Below are 20292 nucleotides of genomic sequence, written 5' to 3'. Positions count from 1 at the left end.
GCCCATCATGGTCATGAAGACCCTCGGTCGCCGCCGTCGGGACGTGGTCGCGGCCGCGGAATCGGAGGCGGACGCCGACCGGTGGATCGAGCTGCGGGGGCTGCACAAGGTCTACCGGCCCCGCAAGTCCGAGCCCACCCACGCCCTGTCGGACATCGACGTCGAGGTGAAGCGGGGCGAGTTCATCTCGATCGTCGGCCCCTCGGGATGTGGCAAGACGACCCTGCTGAAGATCCTCGCCGGGCTCGTGCCGCGCAGTGAGGGCACCGTCCGGATCGCGGGGCGCGAGGTGGACGGGCCGCTGCCCGAGGTCGGCATGGTCTTCCAGGCCGCCACGCTCCTGCCGTGGCTGACCATCGAGCGGAACGTGCTGGTCCCGGCGGAGCTCCAGGGCCTGGACAAGACCGCCGCCCGGAAGCGCGCCGCGGAGCTGCTGGAGATGGTCGGGCTCGACGGGTTCGAGGACAAGTACCCCCACGAGCTGAGCGGCGGTATGCAGCAGCGGGCGGGGATCTGCCGCGCCCTGGTGCACGACCCCGCGGTACTGCTCATGGACGAGCCGTTCGGCGCGCTCGACGCGATGACGCGCGAGTACATGAACCTCGAACTCCTGCGCATCTGGCGGGAGAGCGGGAAGACCGTCGTGCTCGTCACCCACTCCATTCCGGAGGCGGTGTTCCTCTCCGACCGGGTGGTGGTGCTCAGCCCCCGCCCCGGCCGGATCGCGGAGATCGCCGACATCGACATCGCCCGCCCGCGCGACCTCGGCGTCATGGCCTCGGACGAGGCCGGCGTCCATGTCGAGCGGATCCGCAAGCACTTCACCGCCCACGGCGTGATCGACTGATGAGGCCGCCCATGTCCATGACCGAACGCGAAGCGCAGAACCCACCGGACGGCTCGCCCCCGGGCGCGGGCGGCGGCCCCGCCACGGCGGGCGCGAAGGACGGCGGCCCGGCCACGCCCCCACCGCCCGCCCGACGGGCCCGCCAGCGGCGGGACGTCCGGGACCACCCCGAGTGGTTCCTGGTCCCCGGGGTGTTCGTCGTCGTCATCCTGCTGTGGCAGTTCCTGGTGCCCGCCCTCGGCGTCGACGAGTACGTGCTGCCGCAGCCCAGCCGCATCGTGGAGGAGCTGGGCACGCAGCTGTCCGACCCGATGTTCTGGACGCATCTGAAGGTGACGCTGCTGGAGTCGCTGTACGGCTTCGGGATCGGCGTCGGCACGGCGCTCGTGCTGGGCACCGTGATATCCCAGGTGCGGCTGGTCGAGAAGACGCTGATGCCGTACATCGTCGCCTTCCAGACGGTGCCGAAGGTGGCCCTGGCGCCGCTGTTCGTCGTCTGGTTCGGGTTCGGCATGACCAGCAAGGTGGTGATGGCCGCGGTCATCTGCTTCTTCCCGATGCTGGTCAACGTCATCGAGGGGCTGCGCTCCGCGGACGCCGACCGGGTGCAGATGCTGACGGTGTTCGGCGCCACCAAGCTGGACGTGTTCCGGCGGGTGCGGCTGCCCAGCGCGCTGCCGTTCATCTTCGCCGGGCTGGAGATCGGCATCGTCTTCTCCATCCTCGGCGCGGTCGTCGGCGAGTTCATCGGCGCCAAGGAGGGCCTCGGCTATCTCCTGTTGCAGACCAACTACAACTTCGACATCGCGGGGATGTTCGCGGTCCTGGTGGTCCTGTCGGTCCTCGGCCTGATCGCGCACTTCCTCATCCGGCTCGCCCAGAAGCGGTTCGCGTTCTGGGCCCAGGACAGCACGGTGATCGGCGCATGAGCGCCGCCTGGTCCGACCCGGTCCGGTTCGACGGCCGGGTGGCGCTGGTCACCGGGGCGGCCCGCGGGATCGGCGCGGCCATCGCGGAGCGGCTGGCCGCGCTGGGCGCCACGGTCGCCGCCGCCGACCTGCTGCCCGAGGACGAGTGGACGGCCGCGCTGCCCGCCGCCGGTGGGCACACCCGCCACCGGCTGGACGTCCGCTCCGCGGAGTCCTGCGAGCGGGTGGTGGCGGAGGTCCTGGCCGACCACGGACGGCTGGACCACCTGGTCAACAACGCCGGGATCGTCAGCCGGGGACCGGCCGCCACGCTCAGCGAGGAGGACTTCACCCGCGTCCTGGACGTCAACCTGACCGGCACCTTCCGGATGGCGCGGGCCGCCTACCCCGCGCTGCGCGACGCCGAGCACGCCAGCGTCGTCAACATCGGCTCCACCAACGGGCACATCGCGGTCCGCGACACCCTCGCCTACTGCGTCAGCAAGGCCGGGGTGATGCACATGGCCCGCGTACTGGCCCTGGAGTGGGCCGCCGACGGCATCCGGGTCAACGCGGTCGGACCGACCATCGTGCCGACCAGCATGACCGAGGACGTCCGCGCCGACCAGGACTACCTGGTCGACAAGATGGCCAGCATCCCGCTCGGCCGGATGGCCGGTCCGATGGACGTGGCCCTGTCCGTCGCCCATCTGCTCAGCCCCGCCGCCGCCATGACCACCGGCCAGACCGTCTTCGTCGACGGCGGCGCCGTCATCCACTAACGGTTCTCGGCCCTCACCGGAACGGGAGTACCCATGTCCGACAGCCCCAACAGACCCAACAGACGCAGCGGTTCCGCGCCCTCGTCCGCCGGCCCGTTCGACTCCGCGGCGCCCGGCGTCGACCTGGACGCCGCCCTCGCGGCCGTCGACGAGCACTTCGACACCTTCGTCGAGGAGCTCCAGGAGCTGTGCCGCATCCGCAGCCGCCGCCAGGAGGCCGACCAGATGGCCGCCACCGCCACGTTCCTCAAGGGGTCCGTGGAACGCTGGGGCGGCCAGGCGGAGATCGTCCCCTGGGAGCACTCCCACCCGTACGTCCTCGCCGAGATCGGCGGCGGCGCCCGGCGGCTGCTCCACTTCAACCACTACGACGTCGAGGTCGAGCCGACCGGGGACGACGCCGAGTGGATCAGCCCGCCGTACGCGGCGGAGATCCACGACGGGCGGCTGTACGCCCGCGGCGTCGCCGACGACAAGGGCGCCCTGCTGTCCCGGGTGCACGCGGCTGCCGTCTGGCGGCTCACCGGCCAGGAACCGCCCGTCACCAGCCGGTACATCATGGAGGGCAAGCGGTGGCTGCACAGCCCGGGCCTCGGCGGCTTCGTCGCGGGGCACGCCGACCGGCTCGCCGCCGACGCCGCGCTGTGGGAGAACTCCTGGTGCGACGGTGACGGGCGGCCGCTGCTGAAGCTCGGCGAGAAGGGCATCCTCTACCTGCGGCTCACCTCCACCACCCTCAACCGCACGCTCACCAGCCAGAACACCGTCCTGCTGCCCTCCGCCACCGCGCGGCTCACCGGAGCGCTCGGCTGCCTCGTCCACCCCGACGGCAGCTCCGCGGTGCCCGGCCTGGCCGACGGGGCGCGCGTCCCCACCGACGCCGAGCGGTCCATGCTCGAACGACTGCCCTTCGACGGGGAGTTCCTCCGCGAACGCGCCGGGGTGCGCGCCTTCACGGGCGGCCAGAGCGATACCGAGGCGGCCGTCGCCATCCGCACCGTGCCCAGCATCACCATCACCGGCATCGAGGGCGGCGACAACGCCGACGACATCACCCTCGGCATCCCCGCGACCGCCACCGCCAAGGTGGAGGTCCGCCTGGTGGCCGACCAGGACCCGGAGCAGGTGCTGTCGGCGATCGGCACACACCTGGCCGACCGCGGCTTCGCCGACGTCGCCGTCGAGGTGATGGCCACCAGCCGCCCCCATCTCACCGACCACACCGACCCGTTCGTCGGGCTCGTCGCCGAGACCGCCCGCGCCGCCTACCAGGCGGAACCCCTCATCGAGCCGTACACCCAGTGGATCGGCAACCAGGGGGTCCTGACCGGCATGCCCATCGTGGGCGTGGGCGTCTCCCGCGCGGACGCCGGGATCGACGGGCCGAACGAGCACATCCGTCTGGAGGACTACCGCATGGGCGTCAAACACGTCGTACGGATCATGGCGGCGCTGGCGGTGACCCCGTGACCCCCCGGACGGCCACCGCCACCACCCAGCCGACCCACCTCAAGGGCTCCTCCCACCGCGGCTACCTCGAACTCCCCTGGGGCCAGGTGCACTTCCGCCGCTCCGGGACGGAGGACGGGCCCGCGCTGCTGATCGTGCACCAGTCCCCGCTGTCCTCCGCGACCTACGAGCCCGCGCTGCCCGCGCTCGCCGGGCACGGGCTGCGCACCGTCGCCTACGACATCCCCGGCTTCGGGCTGTCGGACGCCCCGGACGAGGAGTGGTCCATCCCCGACCACGCCCGCGCCCTCTGGCGGATCGCCGACGAACTCGGCCTGGACCACGTGCACCTGCTGGGCCAGCACACCGGCGCCGTCATCGCGGCGGAGGCCGCCAAGCAGCGGCGCGAGCGGGTGCTGAGCCTCACCTTCCAGGGCATCCCGCTCTACAGCGACGCCGAACGCGCCGAGAAGGCCGCGGGATACGCCCCCGGCTACACCCCGGACCTCGACGGCGGCCACCTCACCACCGTCTGGGACCGCGTCCGCTGGCTCTACCCGACGATCTCCGCCGAGGCGTGCAGCCGTCAGGTCGCCGAGTACCTCAGCGTCGGCCCGGACTACGGCGTCGCCTACCGCGCCGTGTTCGCGCACCGCGTCGACACCGCCGCGCTCCACGGACTGCCGGTACTGCTGCTGCACGGCGCCGAGGACGTGCTGGACCGGATGAACGACGTGGTCACCGCCGCCTTCCCGGACGCCCCGCTGGTCCGGCTCGACGGCGGCACCGACTTCGCCGCCGCCGAACTGCCCGGGGAGTTCGCGGACGCCGTCGCCGCGCACGTCCTCGCCCACGCGACGCCCGCCCGGGCCGCGTTCACCCCCGTCTACACCGCCACCGTCGACGTGCGGGGCGGCCGCGCCGGACGCGCCCGCTCCCGCACCGGCGCCCTCGACCTGGCCCTCTCCCGCCCGGCGGACCGCGCGGCGGACGACACCGGAACCGACCCGGAGGAGCTGTTCGCCGCGGGCTACGCCGCCTGCTTCGGCGCCGCGCTGGGCGTCGCCGAACGCCGCCAGCGCGCCACCCTCGGCCCGGTGACGGTCACCGCCTCCGTCACGCTCGGCACCCGGCCCGGCGGCCGGTACGCCCTCGCCGTACGGCTCCGCGTCGACGCGCCGGACTGCCCCCAGCCCGTCCTGGAGGAACTGGTGGCCCTCACCCACACCATCTGCCCTTACTCAGGCGCCGTCCGGGGCAACATCGAGGTCGCGACGGAGGTGACCGGCGCCCCCGCCTGAGGCGGACCGGTCGCCCGCGCACGTGACCCGACCACGCTGGCCCGCCCCGCGGGCCCGCCGACCCGACCCGAGGTTCCCATGACCATCGACGTTGCCGCCGGACCGCGGAACTCCAGCCGCTCCGGGATCGCCCGCGCCCTCTCGGTCATCGACGCGATAGCCCGCGCCCCCCAGGCGCAGGGCGTCTCGGTGATCGCCCGCGAGACGGGACTGCCGAAGGCCGTGACCCACCGCATCCTGCGCGAGCTGGTGGCGGGGAACTTCCTGGCGTTCAACGAGGACACCAAGGCGTACCGGCTGGGCCCCGGGGCGCTCAGCATCGGGCTGGCCGCCATGCGGGAACTCAACATCCCCGCGCTCGCCCACCGGCACGTCGTCGCCCTGTCCGAACGCACCGGGCAGACCGCGACGTTGTCCGTCCGGCAGGGCTGGTCCCGCGTCTACGTCGACCAGGTCCTCTCCCGTCAGGAGATCCGCATGTCGGTGGCGCTCGGCACCAGCCACCCCCTGCACGCCGGGTCGTCCTCCAAGGCCATCCTCGCCGCCCTCCCCGACTCGGAGGTGGCGGACTACATCGCCCACCACCGGCTCGACAGCGTCACCGACGCCACCATCACCTCCGCCGACACCCTGCGCGAGGAGATCTCCGTCATCCGGTCCGCCGGGTACGCGGTCAGCGTCGGGGAGCGGCAGATGGAGGCGGCCAGCGTGGCCGCCGCCCTGTACGGGCCGACCGGGCAGGTCGTCGGCTCCCTGTCGGTGTGCGGCACCACGTCCATGTTCCACGAGACCAGCAGCGGGCAGCTCGGCGCGTGGGTCGCGCGGGCCGCCGCCGACGCCTCCGCCGATCTCGGGGCGGTGCGCAGCACACCCGAGCACCGAAAGGACACACCATGACCTCAGCGGCACGGCCGGGCGCCGCCCCCGGCGAGGAGGCCCCCGGCCCCCTGGCGGGCATCCGGGTCCTCGACGTCTCCACCATCCTCGCCGGGCCGCTCTGCGCCCGGATCCTCGGGGACTTCGGCGCCGACGTCCTCAAGGTCGAGCACCCCGTCGCCGGGGACGGGATGCGCGGCCACGGCGAGTCCAAGGACGGGATCCCGCTCTGGTGGAAGGAGATATCCCGCAACAAGCGCACCCTCGGGCTGAGCCTCTCCGACCCGGACGGCGCCGCGCTCCTGCTCCGCCTCGCCGAGCACGCCGACGTGCTGGTGGAGAACTTCCGGCCCGGCACCCTGGAGCGCTGGGGCCTCGCCCCGAAGGTCCTGCACGAGGTCAACCCCGGCCTGGTCATCGCCCGCATCACCGGCTTCGGGCAGGAGGGCCCCTACGCCTCCCGCGCGGGCTTCGGCACCCTCGCCGAGGCGATGAGCGGCTTCGCGCACCTCACCGGCGAACCCGACGGCCCGCCCACCCTGCCCGCGTTCGGGCTCGCGGACTCCGTCTGCGGGATCGCCGCCTCCTCCGCCGTGCTGATGGCGCTGTTCCACCGCGAACGCGACCCCGAACACCGCGGCCAGGTCATCGACATGAGCCTGCTGGAGCCCCTGATGGACGCCGTCGGGCCCGGGCCGACCGTCTACGACCAGCTCGGCGTCGTCGGGCAGCGGCACGGCAACCGCTCCACCAACAACGCGCCCCGCAACACCTACCGCACCCGCGACGGCCACTGGCTGGCGGTCTCCACCAGCGCGCAGCGCATCGCGGAACGCGTACTGCGGCTGGTCGGCCACCCGGAGGTCATCGAGGAGGAGTGGTTCGCCACCGGCGGCGGCCGGGCCGCGCACGCCGACCTCCTCGACTCCCACGTCGGCGACTGGATCGCCGCCCGCACCCGGGACACCGTCATCGAGGAGTTCACCGCCGCGGGCGCCGCCGTCGCCCCGGTCTACGACGCCCGGGACCTCGTCGAGGACCCGCACGTCCGCGCCACCGGCATGCTCACCACCGTCGACGACGCGGACTTCGGCCCGCTGCTCATGCACAACGTCATGTGGCGGATGTCCCGCACCCCCGGCGCGATCCGCTTCACCGGCCGCGCCCCGGGCGCCGACACGGACGAGGTCCTGGCCGAACTCGGCCTGGACGAGGAGCGGTTGAAGCCACTCCGGGAACGCCGGGTCGTCTCCTGAACGACCCGGCGGCGACCGGCAGCACAGCAGACAGCACCACCGAGAGGGACGGGACGCACGTGACCACCACACCATCGACCACCGGACCGGCGCGCACCACCGCACACGACCCGCTGCTGGCAGCGGTGCGCCAGGGAGTCCGCGTCTTCGACCTCGGCCGCCGCCTCTACGTCGGCATGCCCCAGTCACCCAACCACCCCGCCTACTGGCACACCCTGCCGCGCCGCCACGGCGACCGGGTGCGCGCCGACGGCGGCTCCGCCGCCAACGACATGCTCGTGATGGGCACCCACGTCGGCACGCACATCGACGCGTTCGCGCACGTCTCCCACGAGGGGAGGCTGCACGGCGGCGCCGACGCGCTGGCCGCGGGCGTGGGCGGCGTGTACCCCGAGCACGGGGCCCACACCATCGCCCCGATGGTGCGCCGCGGCGTCCTGCTGGACGTGCCCGCGGCGCTCGGCGCCGAGGTCTGCGCACCCGGCTACGAGATCACCCCCGCCGACCTGGAGGCCGCCGAACGCCGCCAGGACACCCCCGTCCAGCCCGGCGACGTCACCCTGATCCGCAGCGGCTGGGGCCGCCGGTTCGACGACCCCGACCGCGCGGCGTTCATCGGCCACGACACCGGCGTGCCCGGCGTCGGCGAGGCGGGCGCCCAGTGGCTCGCCGACCGGGGCGTGCACGCCGCCGGGGCGGACTCCATCGCCTTCGAGCACCTGGCCCCCGGCGCGGGCCACAGCAGCCTCCCCGCCCACCGGGTGCTGCTCGTCGAGGCGGGCGTCTACATCATCGAGACCCTCGACCTGGAGGAGGTCGCGGAGCACGGCGTGCACGAGTTCACCTTCGTCCTGTCGCCGCTGCCGCTGTTCGGCGCCACCGGCTCCCCCGTCCGCCCGCTCGCCGTGGTCGCCGGTCCCGGGGCGGGTGACGGCCGTGGCTGAGCACACCCTCGCCCAGCGGCTCGCGGAGTTCGCCACCGCGGCCACCCCCGGCACGCTGCCCGAGGAGGTCTCCAGCAGCGTCCGCGAACGCGTCGTGGACGTCCTCGGGCTGTGCGTCGCCGCCCACCGGCTGCCCACCTCCGCCGCGATCGTCGCGCACGTCCGCGAGCAGGGCGGCCCGCCGCGGGCCACCGTCGTCGGCGGCGGCGAGCCGGTGCCCGCGCCGCTCGCCGCCCTCGCCAACGGCGTCCTCGCGCACTCCCTCGACTACGACGACACCCACCTGCCCTCCGTGCTGCACCCCAGCGCCTCGATCGTCCCCGCCGCGCTCGCCGCGGCCGAGGCGAACGGCGCCGACGGCCGCGAGACGGTCCGGGCGATCGCGGTCGGCCTGGAGGTCTGCGTCCGCCTCGGCATGGCGGGCTACGACCGGGAGGCGGGCAACTCCACCTTCTTCGAGCACGGCCAGCACGCCACCTCCATCTGCGGGGCGCTCGGCGGGGCCGTCGCCGCCGGGCTGCTGTACGAACTGCCCACCGAGGGGCTGGTGGACGTCCTCGGCGTCGCCGCCTCCATGGCCGGAGGCGTCATCGAGGCGAACCGCACCGGCGGCACCGTCAAACGGCTGCACTGCGGACTCGCCGCACAGTCCGCCGTCACCGCCGCCCAGTTGGTGCGCCGCGGCTTCACCGGACCACCCACCGTGCTGGAGGGCCGCTTCGGCTTCTTCGAGGCGTTCCTGCACGGCGCCTACGACGCCGACGCGCTCACCGACGGCCTCGGCGAGGACTGGGCGGTCCCCGGCATCTTCTTCAAGCCCTATCCGGCCAACCACTTCACCCACACCGCCGCCGACGCCGCCATGGCGCTGCGCGAACAGGGCCTCACCCCCGAGCGGGTGGAGCGCCTGGTGCTCGGCGTACCGGGCCCGGTGATCCGCACCATCGGCCAGCCCATCGAGCGCAAACGCGCCCCCGAGACCGGCTACCAGGCGCAGTTCTCCGGCCCGTACATGGTCGCCGCCGGTCTCCTCGGCGGCGGACGCGGACTCGGCCTCGGACTGGACGACTTCACCGACGCGCTCGCCCACGACCCGGACCGCCGCGCCCTGATGGCCAAGGTGGAGGTCGTCGCCGACGAGGGCTCCACCCGCGGCTTCCCCGCCCAGTTCCCGGCGGTGCTCACCGCCGTCGACACCGACGGCCGCGAGTGGCGGCAGGAGGTGCCGCACAACCGCGGCGGCCCCCAGCGCCCCCTGTCGGCCGCCGAACTCGCCCTGAAGTTCCGCGACAACACCGCCGGACGCCTCTCCCCCGAAACCCAGGACACCGTCACCGACCGGGGCGCCCGGCTCCACGAACTCGACCGCGTACAGGACCTGCTCCACCCCCTGGCGGAGCTGAACACCGTGGCAGGAGAACCGACATGACCGCCTACGACCTCGTGCTCCGCAACGTCCGCGTCGTCACCGACGAGCAGGACGAGCCCCGCGACGCCGACGTCGCCGTCCGCGACGGCGCCATCGTCCTCGTCGCACCCGGCATCGACACCACCGGCGCCCGCGAGGTCGTCGACGGCGGCGGGAAGCTGGCCTTCCCCGGCGTCGTCGACGCCCACCAGCACTGGGGCATCTACAACCCGCTGGACCGGGACGCCACCAGCGAGAGCCGCGCCTGCGCGCAGGGCGGCGTCACCACCGCCCTCACCTACATGCGCACCGGGCAGTACTACCTCAACAAGGGCGGCCCGTACGCCGACTTCTTCCCCGAGGTGCTGGACACCACCGCGGGCCGCTCCCACGTGGACTACGCCTTCCACCTCGCCCCCATGTCCCGCGGGCACATCGACGAGATCCCCGGACTGGTCGAGGAGCACGGCGTCACCTCGTTCAAGGTGTTCATGTTCTACGGCAGCCACGGCCTGCACGGCCGCTCCGCCGACCAGAACGCCTTCCTGATGACCCCCGAGGGCGAACGGTACGACTACGCCCACTTCGAGTTCGTGATGCGTGGCATCCAGGCCGCCCGCGAACGGTTCCCCGACCTCGCCGACCAGATCTCGCTCTCCCTGCACTGCGAGACCGCCGAGATCATGACCGCCTACACCAGGATGGTGGAGGAGGCGGGCGAACTCTCCGGCCTCGCCGCCTACAGCGCCTCGCGGCCGCAGCACTCCGAGGGGCTGGCCGTCTCCATCGCCTCCTACCTGGCGCACGAGACCGGCCTGCCCACCATCAACCTCCTCCACCTGTCCTCCCGCAAGGCCGTGGACGCGGCCGTCCGGATGAGCCGGGCCTTCCCGCACATCGACTTCCGCCGCGAGGTCACCGTCGGCCACCTGCTCGCCGACATCGACACCGCGCACGGCCTCGGCGGCAAGGTCAACCCGCCGCTGCGGCCCCGCGAGGACGTGGAGGCGCTGTGGGAGTACGTCCTCGACGGCACCGTCGACTGGGTCGTCTCCGACCACGCCTGCTGCCGCGAGGAGCTGAAGTTCGGCGAACCCGCCGACGACGTCTTCCTCGCCAAGTCCGGCTTCGGCGGCGCCGAGTACCTGCTGCCCGGCCTCGTCACCGAGGGCGTCCGCCGCGGTCTGCCCCTCGGCCGGATCGCCGCCCTCACCGCGCGCAACCCCGCCGAACGGTACGGCCTGCCCACCAAGGGCCGTATCGCGCCCGGGTTCGACGCCGACATCGCCCTGGTCGACCCCGGCCACACGTGGACGGTGCGCGCCGCCGAGTCCGAGTCCACCCAGGAGTACACGCCGTTCGAGGGCTTCACCCTCACCGCCCGCGTCACCGACACCTTCCTGCGCGGCGGCCGGATCCTCGCCGACGGCAAGGTCGTCGGCGAGCCCAACGGCGGCTACCTCCACCGCCCCACCAGCCGCTGAGCCCCCGGCCAGCACCCCGCCGCCGGACCAGCGACCACCGCCGGCCGGGTCCCAGCCGCCCCACCCCGGTCCGTCCGCCGCGCCCCCGGCGACGGGCCCCCGGGGTGGGGGACGGGGGGCGGGCGGCCCGGCCGGGCTCGTCGGCAACCGGCCGGGCCGCCCGAACTCCCCACCCGCGACAGCCCGTTACCCCTCCCTCCCGGTCCACCGGTCCCCGTCCGCCGACACCTGTCCCCCGTCCGCCGTCACCCGAGGAGAGAACCGTGCGATCCGCCCTCTACGTGCCGGGGAACCGCCCGGAGATGCTGGCGAAGGCCCTCCAGCGCGGCGCCGACGCCGTCCTCCTCGACCTGGAGGACAGCGTGGCGCCCGCCGAGAAGGACGCCGCCCGCGCGGCCAGCGCGGCCTGGCTGTCCGGCCTCCCACCCGCCGGGACCACGCCGGGCCCGGAGATCTGGGTACGGATCAACCACGGTCCCCCCGGGCTGACGGACACCGCCGCCGTGGCACTGCCCGCCGTCACCGGCCTCCTCGTCCCCAAGACCGAGCACGTCGACGAACTGCACGCCGTCGCCGCCGAGTTGGCTGACGTGCCGGGCATCGCCCTCTGCCCGCTGCTGGAGTCGGCGGCGGCGCTGCTCGCCGCGCCACTCCTCGCCCACGGACCGCGCGTCACCCGGGTCCAGCTCGGCGAGGCCGACCTGCGGGCCGACACCGGCATCCAACCTGGTGAGGACGAACGGGAGTTGCTGTGGGCGCGCTCCCAGCTCGTCCTGGCCTCGGCCGCCGCCCGGCTCGCCCCGCCCCTCGGCCCCGTGAGCACCGACTTCCGCGATCTGGACGCGCTGCGGCGCTCCACCCTGGCCCTCCGGCGTCTCGGCTTCGGCGGCCGGGCCTGCGTCCACCCCGCCCAACTCGCCGTCGTCAACGAGGTCTTCACCCCCGGCGAACGCGAACTCGACCGGGCGCGGCTGCTGATCGCACGGTACGAGGGCGCGGGCTCCGGGGCCGCCGTGGACGACTCCGGCCGCATGATCGACGAGGCGGTGGTGCGCCAGGCCCGCCGCCTGCTCTCGACCGCCCCCCGCCACCCCTGACGGCCTCCGGACGCCACGCCCCGATCCCCCGACGGGTCATCCGCCCAGCCGGACGCGGTTCCCCGGCCGGACGCGGCGGCCACCCACCCCGCCGGTCCACTGCCAGCGCGCGGGGCGACGGCACCCCTGCCGGAAGGGCGCCCCACACCGCGCACAGCGCCCGGACGCGCATCGGCCGCCGAGCCAACTCGGCGGCCGATCACGGGAGTTACGGGACCCAGGATAACCCTCCGCACGGATCACCACCACGCAGGGCGACCATTCCGGCGCGCCACTCCCTCCCCCGGCCACCCCGGCGGCCGGTCCGCCATCACCCACACCCATAACCCCCCACCCGCGCCCGGCGACTCCATCCGGCCAACCCTCCAGACCAGAACCCCACCACCACACGCGGCAGCACGCCCCACGCCGTCCGCGCCCCACCCTCGTTCCGTCCCCGCCCCACCGCCCCCAACTCCCGCCCGCGCGACGCCAGAAGACAGTCCCGCACGGTCTCCCACGCCCGCGGGCCAGCACACCCGGGCGGCTCGTCAGCAATTGGCCGAATCCCCAACCCCCGGTGGTGCTCCCGCAGTTAGACAACGGGACGTACCAGGTACCAGCGACGGGACTCACGGAACCGGACCATGCGACACCACGAGCACGACGAGCACCCCGACCACCACGGGAGTGGCGAGCCCTTCCACTGCGACGGCGAGCGGCTCGGCCGTCACCCCGAACCCCGCCGGAGGCCCCGGCACGTACCGGCGATGGTGCACTGCCCGGTCTGTGGACACCACCGCCCCTCGGCCTACCCGTACATGCCATCCCCCGACGAGCGGGGCGAGTTACGCGGCACCGTCGTCCTCGCCGTGGCCGCCGCCGCGCTGCTGGTACTGACCGTCGCCCTCACCCCTCCCACCCCGCCCGCCCCCACACCCACACCCGCCTAGACCGGGCCCGCGCCCCTGGCGCACCGTCCGCCAGGGCGCGCCGTCCCGTGCGCGCACCCCACCCGCGCGTCCGCGTCCCCCGGCGCCCGGCCGGTCCCCGCCAGGCCCCACGGCCCCCACAACTCCCAACGCGGGCCTCGTGGCGAGCGGTTCGCCACTCGTGAGGGCCACGCCCGGGTGACTGGTCAGTCCTCGGGATCGACCCTGGACGACAGGAACAGCAGCACCCCGGCCGCCGCCAGGAAACCGCCCGCCACCTCCTCGTGGTCCTGGAAGTACAGGACGATCGTCGTGACGAAGCAGCCCACCCCGAGCAGTCCGCTGCCCGCCCCCACCCACCGCCGGAACCGGGTGGACGGTGCGGGAGCGTGCCCGCCCGCGGGCAGCATCCAGTACGGGAAGGGGCCCGGGCGGAACCGCCAGCCGTCCTCCCGCAGTCGGATGACCTCCGGGTGGTGGCGGGCGTAGTGCAGCCCACGCGGGGCGAGACGCCTCCCCGGCAACCACCCCTGCCGGAGCGCCAGCCAGCACAGCGCGGGGAGGCAGGCCGCCACCGCCCACACCACCGCCCACGCCCTCCCCGCCGAGGTGGTCGGCAGGATCCCGAGGAGCCTGTCCAACTGGCCGAAGGCGGCGTACGCGACGAGGGCGACCCCGGAGGCCGTCAGCGCGACCCGCTCCGCCACATGGCCGCCGTAGCAGCGCGTGCAGCGCGGCACCTCCACCACCTCGGCCTGCCACGTGGTCCGAAGCACCACGACCCAGCGGGTCATTCCGGTCTCCGCGCCCCGGTGGAACCCGATGAGGCGGTTGTACCAGGGGTCCGTCACCTCACCACCGCAGAACCAGCACTCTCGCACCGCGAGCCTCCCCCACCGACCGCCTCCGCCGAGCGCCGACCGTATCGGAGTCCACACCCCCGGTGACAGACTCCGCACCATCTCCACACCCCACGCCGAACTCCCGTACAGCCCCAACTGACGCCGCCGAGCCCGCTGTTCGCCTCCCCACCCCGAGCCGCCCCACCCCGGCGACCCCGGCTCCCCCGGTGCGCCGTCCTCGTCCCTGACGGCACCACCCCCTGAGGACCCGGCCTGCCCCCTACTCCGACCTCCTGTCGATCTCCTCCCGACGTCCTCCGACTCGGCCTGAGCGGGGCTCCGTCGGGCCCCGGGGTCCCACTCCACTCCGCGCCGGTTCACGCCGTGACGCCACCGCGAACCGCCGTTCCGCGGCACCCAACTCCCCGCTTCTGACGGTGGGTTCGCCTCCGGAGCACGCGTCGACGACGGTCGATGACGGACACCCGGCCGTGTGGTGCGCGGGCTCACGTCAGGCGGTGCGCCATCTCCAGCGCGGTCGTGATCGCCCCACCGGTGAAGAGGACGAGCAGACAGCCCCCACCCCCACCCCGGTTCTCGGAGCGCTTCCGCTCCTTCACCCGCTCGACCTCGGGCAGACCGCCCCGGTGGTAGGCGTTCCCCAGCTCCAGGCCGGCGCAGTACCCGCACTTCCACTCGCCGAACTGAGCCTCTTCCCGACCGCAGGACGGACACGTCGCCACGAGCTTCCCCCCGTCAGACCCGGCTTGTCCTCCGAGGTTAGCGGGACCGGCACGGATCCAGCAGGGGGCGGACGGGACGCGACAGCATCTCCCCGGCGTCCGCCCGCAGCCGTCAGGGCACGCCGAACTCGTCCCATACGAGGGGCCGTTGGCCCATCCCACGGCCCCTGTCGGACGCTCCCCCCACTGTCGGACGTGGCTGCGACACTCCCCGCCTCCCGCTCCCGCCACTCGCTCCGGACGAGGCGTCGAGGGGCGGCCAACCGCCCGTGACGGACCGCGACGTCCTCCTCCGCACCTCACCCGCGGTCGCGCAGGAAGGTGGGAATCTCCTCGCGGGTCGGGAAGTTCGGCAGCGGCGCTGGCCTGTCCTGAAGGAACGCCGAGATGACGGCGGCGGCCCGCTCGTTGTTGTCGTCGAGGCCGTTCCACAGGCGGTGTCCGACTCCCGGCAGGTACTGCGTGCGGCGGATGGCGGGGTCATGGGCGAGGATGGCGGTCGCCCACCGACGGACCTGGGAGGAGCACTCGGCGATCATCAGCATCGCGGGGGTCCGGGAGCGCCGCAGCTTCGGGGCGATGGAGGGGGAGTCCCGGACCGTCCGCTGGACGCGGAGGCTGGCGGCGGGGCTGAAGGAGAAGTTCCGCGCGGTGTCCTCGTCGGGGATGCGATGCGCGTCGCGCGCGCAGTAGGCGGACGCGGTGTCGCCGCCGAGGTCCGCGGCGGCGAAGGCGTTGTCGCCCTCGGCCTGCCCGATCAGTCCGGTGTCTGGGGTGAGGAACCCGAGCCGCATGAGGCCGAACGCCACGGCGTACCGGGGGACGTGCGTCGAACGCGGTCCGGACACGTCCGGGGCGAGGCCGCGCGCGGACGGTCGGCCCCTGTGTCCATCGAGGCGCGCGGTGGGGCCGTCCATCGGGCCGGGCTCGGCGATGACCGCCCGGTGCAGGCGCTCGGCGACGCGCGGCTCGGCCAGGGCCCGGGTGAGCACGGTCCCGCCCGAGGAGAATCCGAGGACGTCGACGTCTCCCTTGCCCAGGCGGTCGACGAAGGCGGCGAGGTCGCGGACCGACCGGGAGATCGAGTACTGGCTCATCGGGAGCAGTTCGCTCCGTCCACCACCGGCCTGTTCGTAGGCGTAGACGTCGTAGCCCTTGCGTGCCAGGTGCCGCAGGAACCGGTGGTCGATCACCGAGATACCGCGCACCGGTCCGCCGTTGAGGTACACGAGCGGGACGGGGTGCCGGGCGCGGGAGTTCGCGGGCGGGTAGTGGTACACCGCCACCCGGCTGCCCGTGGACAGGTTCCAGTGCTGCGTGGCCACGAAGGGGAGGGCGGGCGGGTACTGCCGGGTCGTGGGCACGGTCGGCACACAGACCGTCGCCGTCAGCGCCGCCGCGACGGCCACCGGCAGGAAGGGGACGAGCCGGGCCCACCGGGTGCGCCGTCTGCCTCGCCACAGCGCGAGAGCGACCCCGGCTCCGAGGGTCGTCGCCCACGCGACGAGCCCCGAACCCGCCCCGTCGGTAAGGGAGATCAGCGCGAGGAAGACGACGGCCAGCGTCGCGACGGCGGCCAGCCCGAGCAGTAAACGTCCGGTGAGACGGGCGAGGCGTATGACGGACGTGGACACGACGGACCTCCGGCAGTTTCAGAACGCTGTTTCAAAACGACGTTACCAGAGGAGGTACGCTGCTGGCCGTGGTCAGGCCCAGAACGAACGACGAGGCCGTCAGAGAACGGCTCGTGGAGTGCGCGACCGAGCTACTCGCCACCCGCCCACGGGAGTCGGTCACGGTCCGCGCCGTGGCCGCCGCCGCCGAGACGTCGACGACGGCGGTGTACTCGCTGTTCGGCGGCAAGGGCGGACTCATCAGCGCCGTACGCGACCGCGCCGTCGCCAGCCTGTACCAGGACCTGTCCGCGGTGCCTCCCTCCGCGGACCCCCTCGCCGACCTCTACGCCCTCGCCGTCGCCTACCGGTGCTGGGGACGCGAGCACAGCCACCTGTACACGGTGCTGTTCGGCGGTGTGCGATCCTTCGACCCGTCGGGCGAGGTCGGCACCAGCGACCCGGTCCGGCCCCTCCTCACGACGATCGATCGCGCCCTGACCGCGTCCGTCCTCGCTGGCGACGCGACGTCGATCGCCCTGGCGATCTGGGGAACCCTGCACGGGCTCGTGACGCTCGAACTGGCCGGAGCACTCGACCCCGCCACGGCCGAGGCCGCCTTCGACTCGACGATCCGCGCCGCGCTGCGCGGCTGGACGACTCCCGCGGTGTTCCGGGACCTTCGTCAAGCCGAAGGCTCCGGCTGACCGGCCGGAGCCCGGCATCCGGCCCCCTCCCCCACTCCGGCCTCCCCCACCTCGGCCGAAACAGCGGCGCGCACCCCGCACGGGACCAGCACGCATGCTCAACCCCCGCTTCGGCGCGGCAGGTTGAGACCGCATGCCCCGAGGATCGCCCGTCCCCGGAATCCCTTGGCGGACGCGGGCCCGCCGTCACTAGGCTCCCAACCCCCGGACAGCTCACGGGCGTTAGCCATGCGTGCGACGGTCCAGCCCGGTGCCGTCACTCCGACAGCCACAGGACCGCGAGGACGGGGCGCCCCACGGTCCGCGTCCCGTAGGCATGCGTGGGCGCGGGGGCATGTGGGCGCGGACGCATGTGGGCGCGGGGCCGATTGGGTGCGGGCAACTCGATTGCGAGGCGCGCACGTTGAAGCCGCGACGCAGGACGCGCCCTCCGTGAGCAGCCGGGCCACCTCGGGGCCCGGGAACAGTGAACTCGTCAAGGAGAGCAGGAAGATGACCAGCACCCCGCCCGTAAGCCCCCGCGACCAGGCTCTGACAGCCCCCACCGTCTCCTGTGTCTTCGTCTGCCACGACGGGGCGGGCCGGGTCCTGCTGGCCCGTCGCGGCCAGGGCGCCCGCGACGAGCCGGGTACCTGGGACACCGGCGCCGGTGGCCTCGAACACGGCGAGACCTTCGAGGAGGCGGTGCGCCGCGAGGTCCGCGAGGAGTACGTCGCCGAAGCCCTCACCATCGAGACGCTCGGCGTCCGCAACATCCTGCGCGGCAGCCCGGTGTCCCACTGGGTCGCGGTGGTCTTCGCGGTCCGGGTGGACCCCGCGCACGTCGCCATCGGGGAGCCCCACAAGTTCGACGCGCTCGACTGGTTCCCGCTGGACCAGCTCCCCCAGCCCCAACACTCCCAACTCACCGAGACGTTGGCGTTGGTTCGCCACCTGGGCGACGAGTGAGCGCTCGCGCGACCGCCCTTCAGTAGCCTGGTGCGGTGCTGACACGTCCGTGGATCAAGCTGCTGGCCGGTGCGCTGCTCGTGACCGCCCTCGTCCTGGTCGTCAACAACGTCTCGGCGCTCACGAACGGCGACGCCGTCCACTGCGGCGAGGACGTGATGGAACCCGGCGACCAGTGCTATCCCGCCAACAGTGGCTTCAGCCACGGTCGTGACTACGCCGAGATGCGGGACAGCGAGACACACGGCCAGGTCGTCGGCTACGCCGGGGTGGGCGTCGGTGTACTCGGCGTCGCGCTGTTCGTGGGCCACGTGATCGTCCGACGACGAGGGCCCGGCTGAACCACCCCGGCGCCGCGCGGCACACGGCGAACCGGCCGTGTGGGACAGCGAGTCCGGGGTGGCGTACGGCGAACTCGCCGTGGGGCACAGAGTGACCGCCCAACTCGCCCTGTTGCGGCGCTCATTGAGGCGGCTGCTCGACCTCACCCAGGAAGGTCAGCACCCTGTCCCAGGTCAGTTCGGCCGCGGCGGGATCGTGGTCGGGGAGTTCCCGGTCGACGTAGAAGTGGCCCGCGCCGGGATAGCGGAAGACCTCCAGCTCCACGCCCAACTCCCGTGCCTCGTGGCGGAGGTTGGCGACGCGTTCCGGCGGTGCGAACTCGTCCTGCTCCGCCGCGTGCAGCTGCGCCCGCGTGCCGGGACGAACAGCTCCGGGAAGGTCGGGCACGGCGTGCAGGAGGAGGATCCCGGCCGTCGCGGGGCGCTCCGCCCAGAGGTCAACGACCACGCCCGTGCCCATCGAGAAGCCAGCGAGCACCGTCTCGTCCGGCATCCCCTTGAGGGCCCGCCGGGCGCGCTCGATCATCGCGGTCCATCCGACGCGGTCGACCAGCCGGAACCCCTCGTCGAGCGTGGCGGCGGTCGCACCACCGAAGAGGTCCGGTGTGACCACCTCATGCCCGGCGCGGCGCAGCCGCTCGGCCGCGAGACGTTCGGCGGAGCGCAGGCCGAGGACGGAGTGGAACAGTGCGATGTGTGCCATCGGGTCATCATGTCTCACCGGCCAACGACGGTGACCAGCACGTTCGTTCACGTCCCGGATCGTTCCCGCCCAGACCCCGCCACGTCCCGGCCGCCATGCGGAAAGACGCCAACTCGCCCTACGTCAAGAGGTGTTGGCGGACGCGCGACGAAGCTCCCGTGACCGTCGGCCGTTCCCACGCTGGTTCGACGGGACCCCGACCCACCGGAGGCGGCGTCGCCCCGTCCCGTCGGGGTGTGACGGGGCGACGACCCGACAGGGAGACGGGGACGACACCGGTCCGGCGCGCGATGGGGCCGTGGTGGGCGGTGGGAGCGCGGCGTGGGGTCAGGTGTACTGCGTGATCTGGATCAGGTTGCCGCAGGTGTCGTCCAGTACGGCCGTGGTGGCCGGGCCCATGTCCGTCGGCTCCTGGGTGAACCGCACGCCCAGCTCACGCAGCCGCGCGAACTCGGCCCGCACGTCGTCGACGGCGAAGGAGGTGGCGGGGATGCCGTCCGCGACCAGCGCCGCCTTGTACGCGGCCGTAGCGGGGTGGCCCGGCTCCAGCGCCAGTTCGACGCCGTCCGGCTCCTCCGGGGAGACCACGGTGATCCACTTGTACTCGCCGAGCGGCACCTCGTACTTCTTCACGAAACCCAGGACCTCGGTGTAGAAGCGCAGGGCCGTGTCCTGGTCGTCGACGCAGACGCTGGTGAGGTCGATCCTCATGGGGCACGCTCCGGTATGTCCGGCCTGAGCCATCGGGTCACGACGCGCTCAAGCGGTTCGGTGTTCAGGTCATGGAACTTGTATCGGCCCTGGCGCCGGGTCCGCACGAGACCCGCGGCCTCCAGTACGGCGAGGTGCTGACTGATCCCCTGACGGGACAGCCCCAGGCCGTGCTTGGTGCTCAGCCGCCCGCAGATCTCGAACAGCGTCTGACCGTTCCGTTCCACCAGCTCATCGAGGATGCGCCGCCGGGTGGGGTCGGCCAGGGCCTTGAACACATCGTCAGCCACACCCTCAGCATAGGCAAGTAGCGACTTGCCTATCAACCCCGGTTTCTCCCACACATCCCATCCCGCCCCTCCTCCCATCCGGCGCCTCCCATCCGGGCCGCACCCCACCGCCCGGGACCCCTCCCTGGGAA

21 protein-coding genes are annotated in these 20292 nt (G+C 73.3%); 15 read left to right on the top strand and 6 right to left on the bottom strand.

Features of this window, described 5'->3' with window-relative positions; genetic code table 11:
* The first annotated feature begins 13 nt into the window (after positions 1-13).
* The 12 genes from E0L36_RS04610 (at position 14) to E0L36_RS04555 (ending at position 13284) form a co-directional block, all read left to right on the top strand.
* Positions 14-847 (top strand): ABC transporter ATP-binding protein, encoded by an 834-nt coding sequence (locus E0L36_RS04610; protein WP_258016034.1) that lies wholly within the window; start codon positions 14-16, stop codon positions 845-847.
* Positions 848-858: 11 nt separating this feature from the next.
* Positions 859-1776 (top strand): ABC transporter permease, encoded by a 918-nt coding sequence (locus tag E0L36_RS04605; protein ID WP_258015897.1) that lies wholly within the window; start codon positions 859-861, stop codon positions 1774-1776.
* Positions 1773-2537, top strand: coding sequence for an SDR family NAD(P)-dependent oxidoreductase (locus E0L36_RS04600; RefSeq protein ID WP_180927540.1), 765 nt, complete (start codon positions 1773-1775; stop codon positions 2535-2537). The genes E0L36_RS04605 and E0L36_RS04600 overlap by 4 nt, the downstream gene beginning before the upstream one ends.
* Before the next feature lie 33 nt (positions 2538-2570).
* Positions 2571-4007 (top strand): M20/M25/M40 family metallo-hydrolase, encoded by a 1437-nt coding sequence (locus E0L36_RS04595; protein WP_180927539.1) that lies wholly within the window; start codon positions 2571-2573, stop codon positions 4005-4007.
* Positions 4004-5287: an Ohr family peroxiredoxin gene (locus tag E0L36_RS26905; protein ID WP_219636098.1), complete on the top strand. Its 1284-nt coding sequence runs from the start codon at positions 4004-4006 to the stop codon at positions 5285-5287. Before E0L36_RS04595 ends, E0L36_RS26905 begins: the two co-directional genes overlap by 4 nt.
* Positions 5288-5365: 78 nt before the next feature.
* Positions 5366-6184, top strand: a complete 819-nt coding sequence (locus E0L36_RS04585) for an IclR family transcriptional regulator (RefSeq protein ID WP_180927538.1) — start codon at positions 5366-5368, stop codon at positions 6182-6184.
* Positions 6181-7419 carry a CaiB/BaiF CoA-transferase family protein gene (locus tag E0L36_RS04580; protein WP_180927537.1) on the top strand — a complete coding sequence of 413 codons (1239 nt, stop codon included), beginning with the start codon at positions 6181-6183 and terminating at the stop codon, positions 7417-7419. Before E0L36_RS04585 ends, E0L36_RS04580 begins: the two co-directional genes overlap by 4 nt.
* 59 nt (positions 7420-7478) lie before the next feature.
* Positions 7479-8363 carry a cyclase family protein gene (locus E0L36_RS04575; protein ID WP_308416628.1) on the top strand — a complete coding sequence of 295 codons (885 nt, stop codon included), beginning with the start codon at positions 7479-7481 and terminating at the stop codon, positions 8361-8363.
* Complete coding sequence (locus tag E0L36_RS04570) at positions 8356-9792, top strand: MmgE/PrpD family protein (RefSeq protein WP_180927536.1); 1437 nt, start codon at positions 8356-8358, stop codon at positions 9790-9792. Before E0L36_RS04575 ends, E0L36_RS04570 begins: the two co-directional genes overlap by 8 nt.
* Complete coding sequence (locus E0L36_RS04565) at positions 9789-11255, top strand: dihydroorotase family protein (RefSeq protein ID WP_180927535.1); 1467 nt, start codon at positions 9789-9791, stop codon at positions 11253-11255. Before E0L36_RS04570 ends, E0L36_RS04565 begins: the two co-directional genes overlap by 4 nt.
* Before the next feature lie 263 nt (positions 11256-11518).
* On the top strand, positions 11519-12352 hold the full coding sequence (locus tag E0L36_RS04560; RefSeq protein WP_180927534.1) for a CoA ester lyase: 834 nt from the start codon (positions 11519-11521) through the stop codon (positions 12350-12352).
* Positions 12353-12978: 626 nt separating this feature from the next.
* On the top strand, positions 12979-13284 hold the full coding sequence (locus E0L36_RS04555) for a hypothetical protein (RefSeq protein ID WP_180927533.1): 306 nt from the start codon (positions 12979-12981) through the stop codon (positions 13282-13284).
* A gap of 185 nt (positions 13285-13469) precedes the next feature.
* Here E0L36_RS04555 and E0L36_RS04550 read toward each other — a convergent pair whose 3' ends face one another.
* The 3 genes from E0L36_RS04550 to E0L36_RS04540 all read right to left on the bottom strand — a co-directional run bounded on the left by E0L36_RS04550 (position 13470) and on the right by E0L36_RS04540 (position 16482).
* Complete coding sequence (locus E0L36_RS04550) at positions 13470-14144, bottom strand: hypothetical protein (RefSeq protein WP_180927532.1); 675 nt, start codon at positions 14142-14144, stop codon at positions 13470-13472.
* Between the two features lie 467 nt (positions 14145-14611).
* Positions 14612-14848 carry a hypothetical protein gene (locus tag E0L36_RS04545; protein WP_180927531.1) on the bottom strand — a complete coding sequence of 79 codons (237 nt, stop codon included), beginning with the start codon at positions 14846-14848 and terminating at the stop codon, positions 14612-14614.
* Between the two features lie 299 nt (positions 14849-15147).
* Positions 15148-16482 (bottom strand): alpha/beta fold hydrolase, encoded by a 1335-nt coding sequence (locus E0L36_RS04540; RefSeq protein ID WP_180927530.1) that lies wholly within the window; start codon positions 16480-16482, stop codon positions 15148-15150.
* Between the two features lie 68 nt (positions 16483-16550).
* On the opposite strand from E0L36_RS04540, the gene E0L36_RS04535 reads away from it, so the two are divergent.
* The 3 genes from E0L36_RS04535 (at position 16551) to E0L36_RS04525 (ending at position 18457) form a co-directional block, all read left to right on the top strand.
* Positions 16551-17168 (top strand): TetR/AcrR family transcriptional regulator, encoded by a 618-nt coding sequence (locus E0L36_RS04535; protein ID WP_180927529.1) that lies wholly within the window; start codon positions 16551-16553, stop codon positions 17166-17168.
* 432 nt (positions 17169-17600) lie between these two features.
* Positions 17601-18116, top strand: coding sequence for an NUDIX hydrolase (locus E0L36_RS04530; RefSeq protein ID WP_308416627.1), 516 nt, complete (start codon positions 17601-17603; stop codon positions 18114-18116).
* Positions 18117-18151: 35 nt separating this feature from the next.
* On the top strand, positions 18152-18457 hold the full coding sequence (locus tag E0L36_RS04525; protein ID WP_180927528.1) for a hypothetical protein: 306 nt from the start codon (positions 18152-18154) through the stop codon (positions 18455-18457).
* Between the two features lie 121 nt (positions 18458-18578).
* On the opposite strand, the gene E0L36_RS04520 is transcribed toward E0L36_RS04525, so the two are convergent.
* From E0L36_RS04520 to E0L36_RS04510, 3 genes are all read right to left on the bottom strand, one after another.
* The gene (locus E0L36_RS04520; RefSeq protein ID WP_180927527.1) at positions 18579-19160 is read right to left on the bottom strand and encodes a dienelactone hydrolase family protein; all 582 of its coding nucleotides are present in this window, start codon (positions 19158-19160) and stop codon (positions 18579-18581) included.
* A 327-nt stretch (positions 19161-19487) separates the two neighbouring features.
* The gene (locus tag E0L36_RS04515; protein ID WP_180927526.1) at positions 19488-19871 is read right to left on the bottom strand and encodes a VOC family protein; all 384 of its coding nucleotides are present in this window, start codon (positions 19869-19871) and stop codon (positions 19488-19490) included.
* A complete protein-coding gene (locus E0L36_RS04510) occupies positions 19868-20161 on the bottom strand; it encodes a helix-turn-helix transcriptional regulator (protein WP_180927525.1) in 294 nt (97 codons plus the stop codon). The genes E0L36_RS04515 and E0L36_RS04510 overlap by 4 nt, the downstream gene beginning before the upstream one ends.
* Positions 20162-20292 lie beyond the last annotated feature (131 nt).

This window comes from Streptomyces sp. AJS327 (assembly GCF_013450295.1).
Taxonomy (GTDB): domain Bacteria; phylum Actinomycetota; class Actinomycetes; order Streptomycetales; family Streptomycetaceae; genus Streptomyces.
The sequence above is the reverse complement of the archived record's forward strand: the minus strand, read 5'-3'. Positions and strand labels throughout refer to the sequence as shown.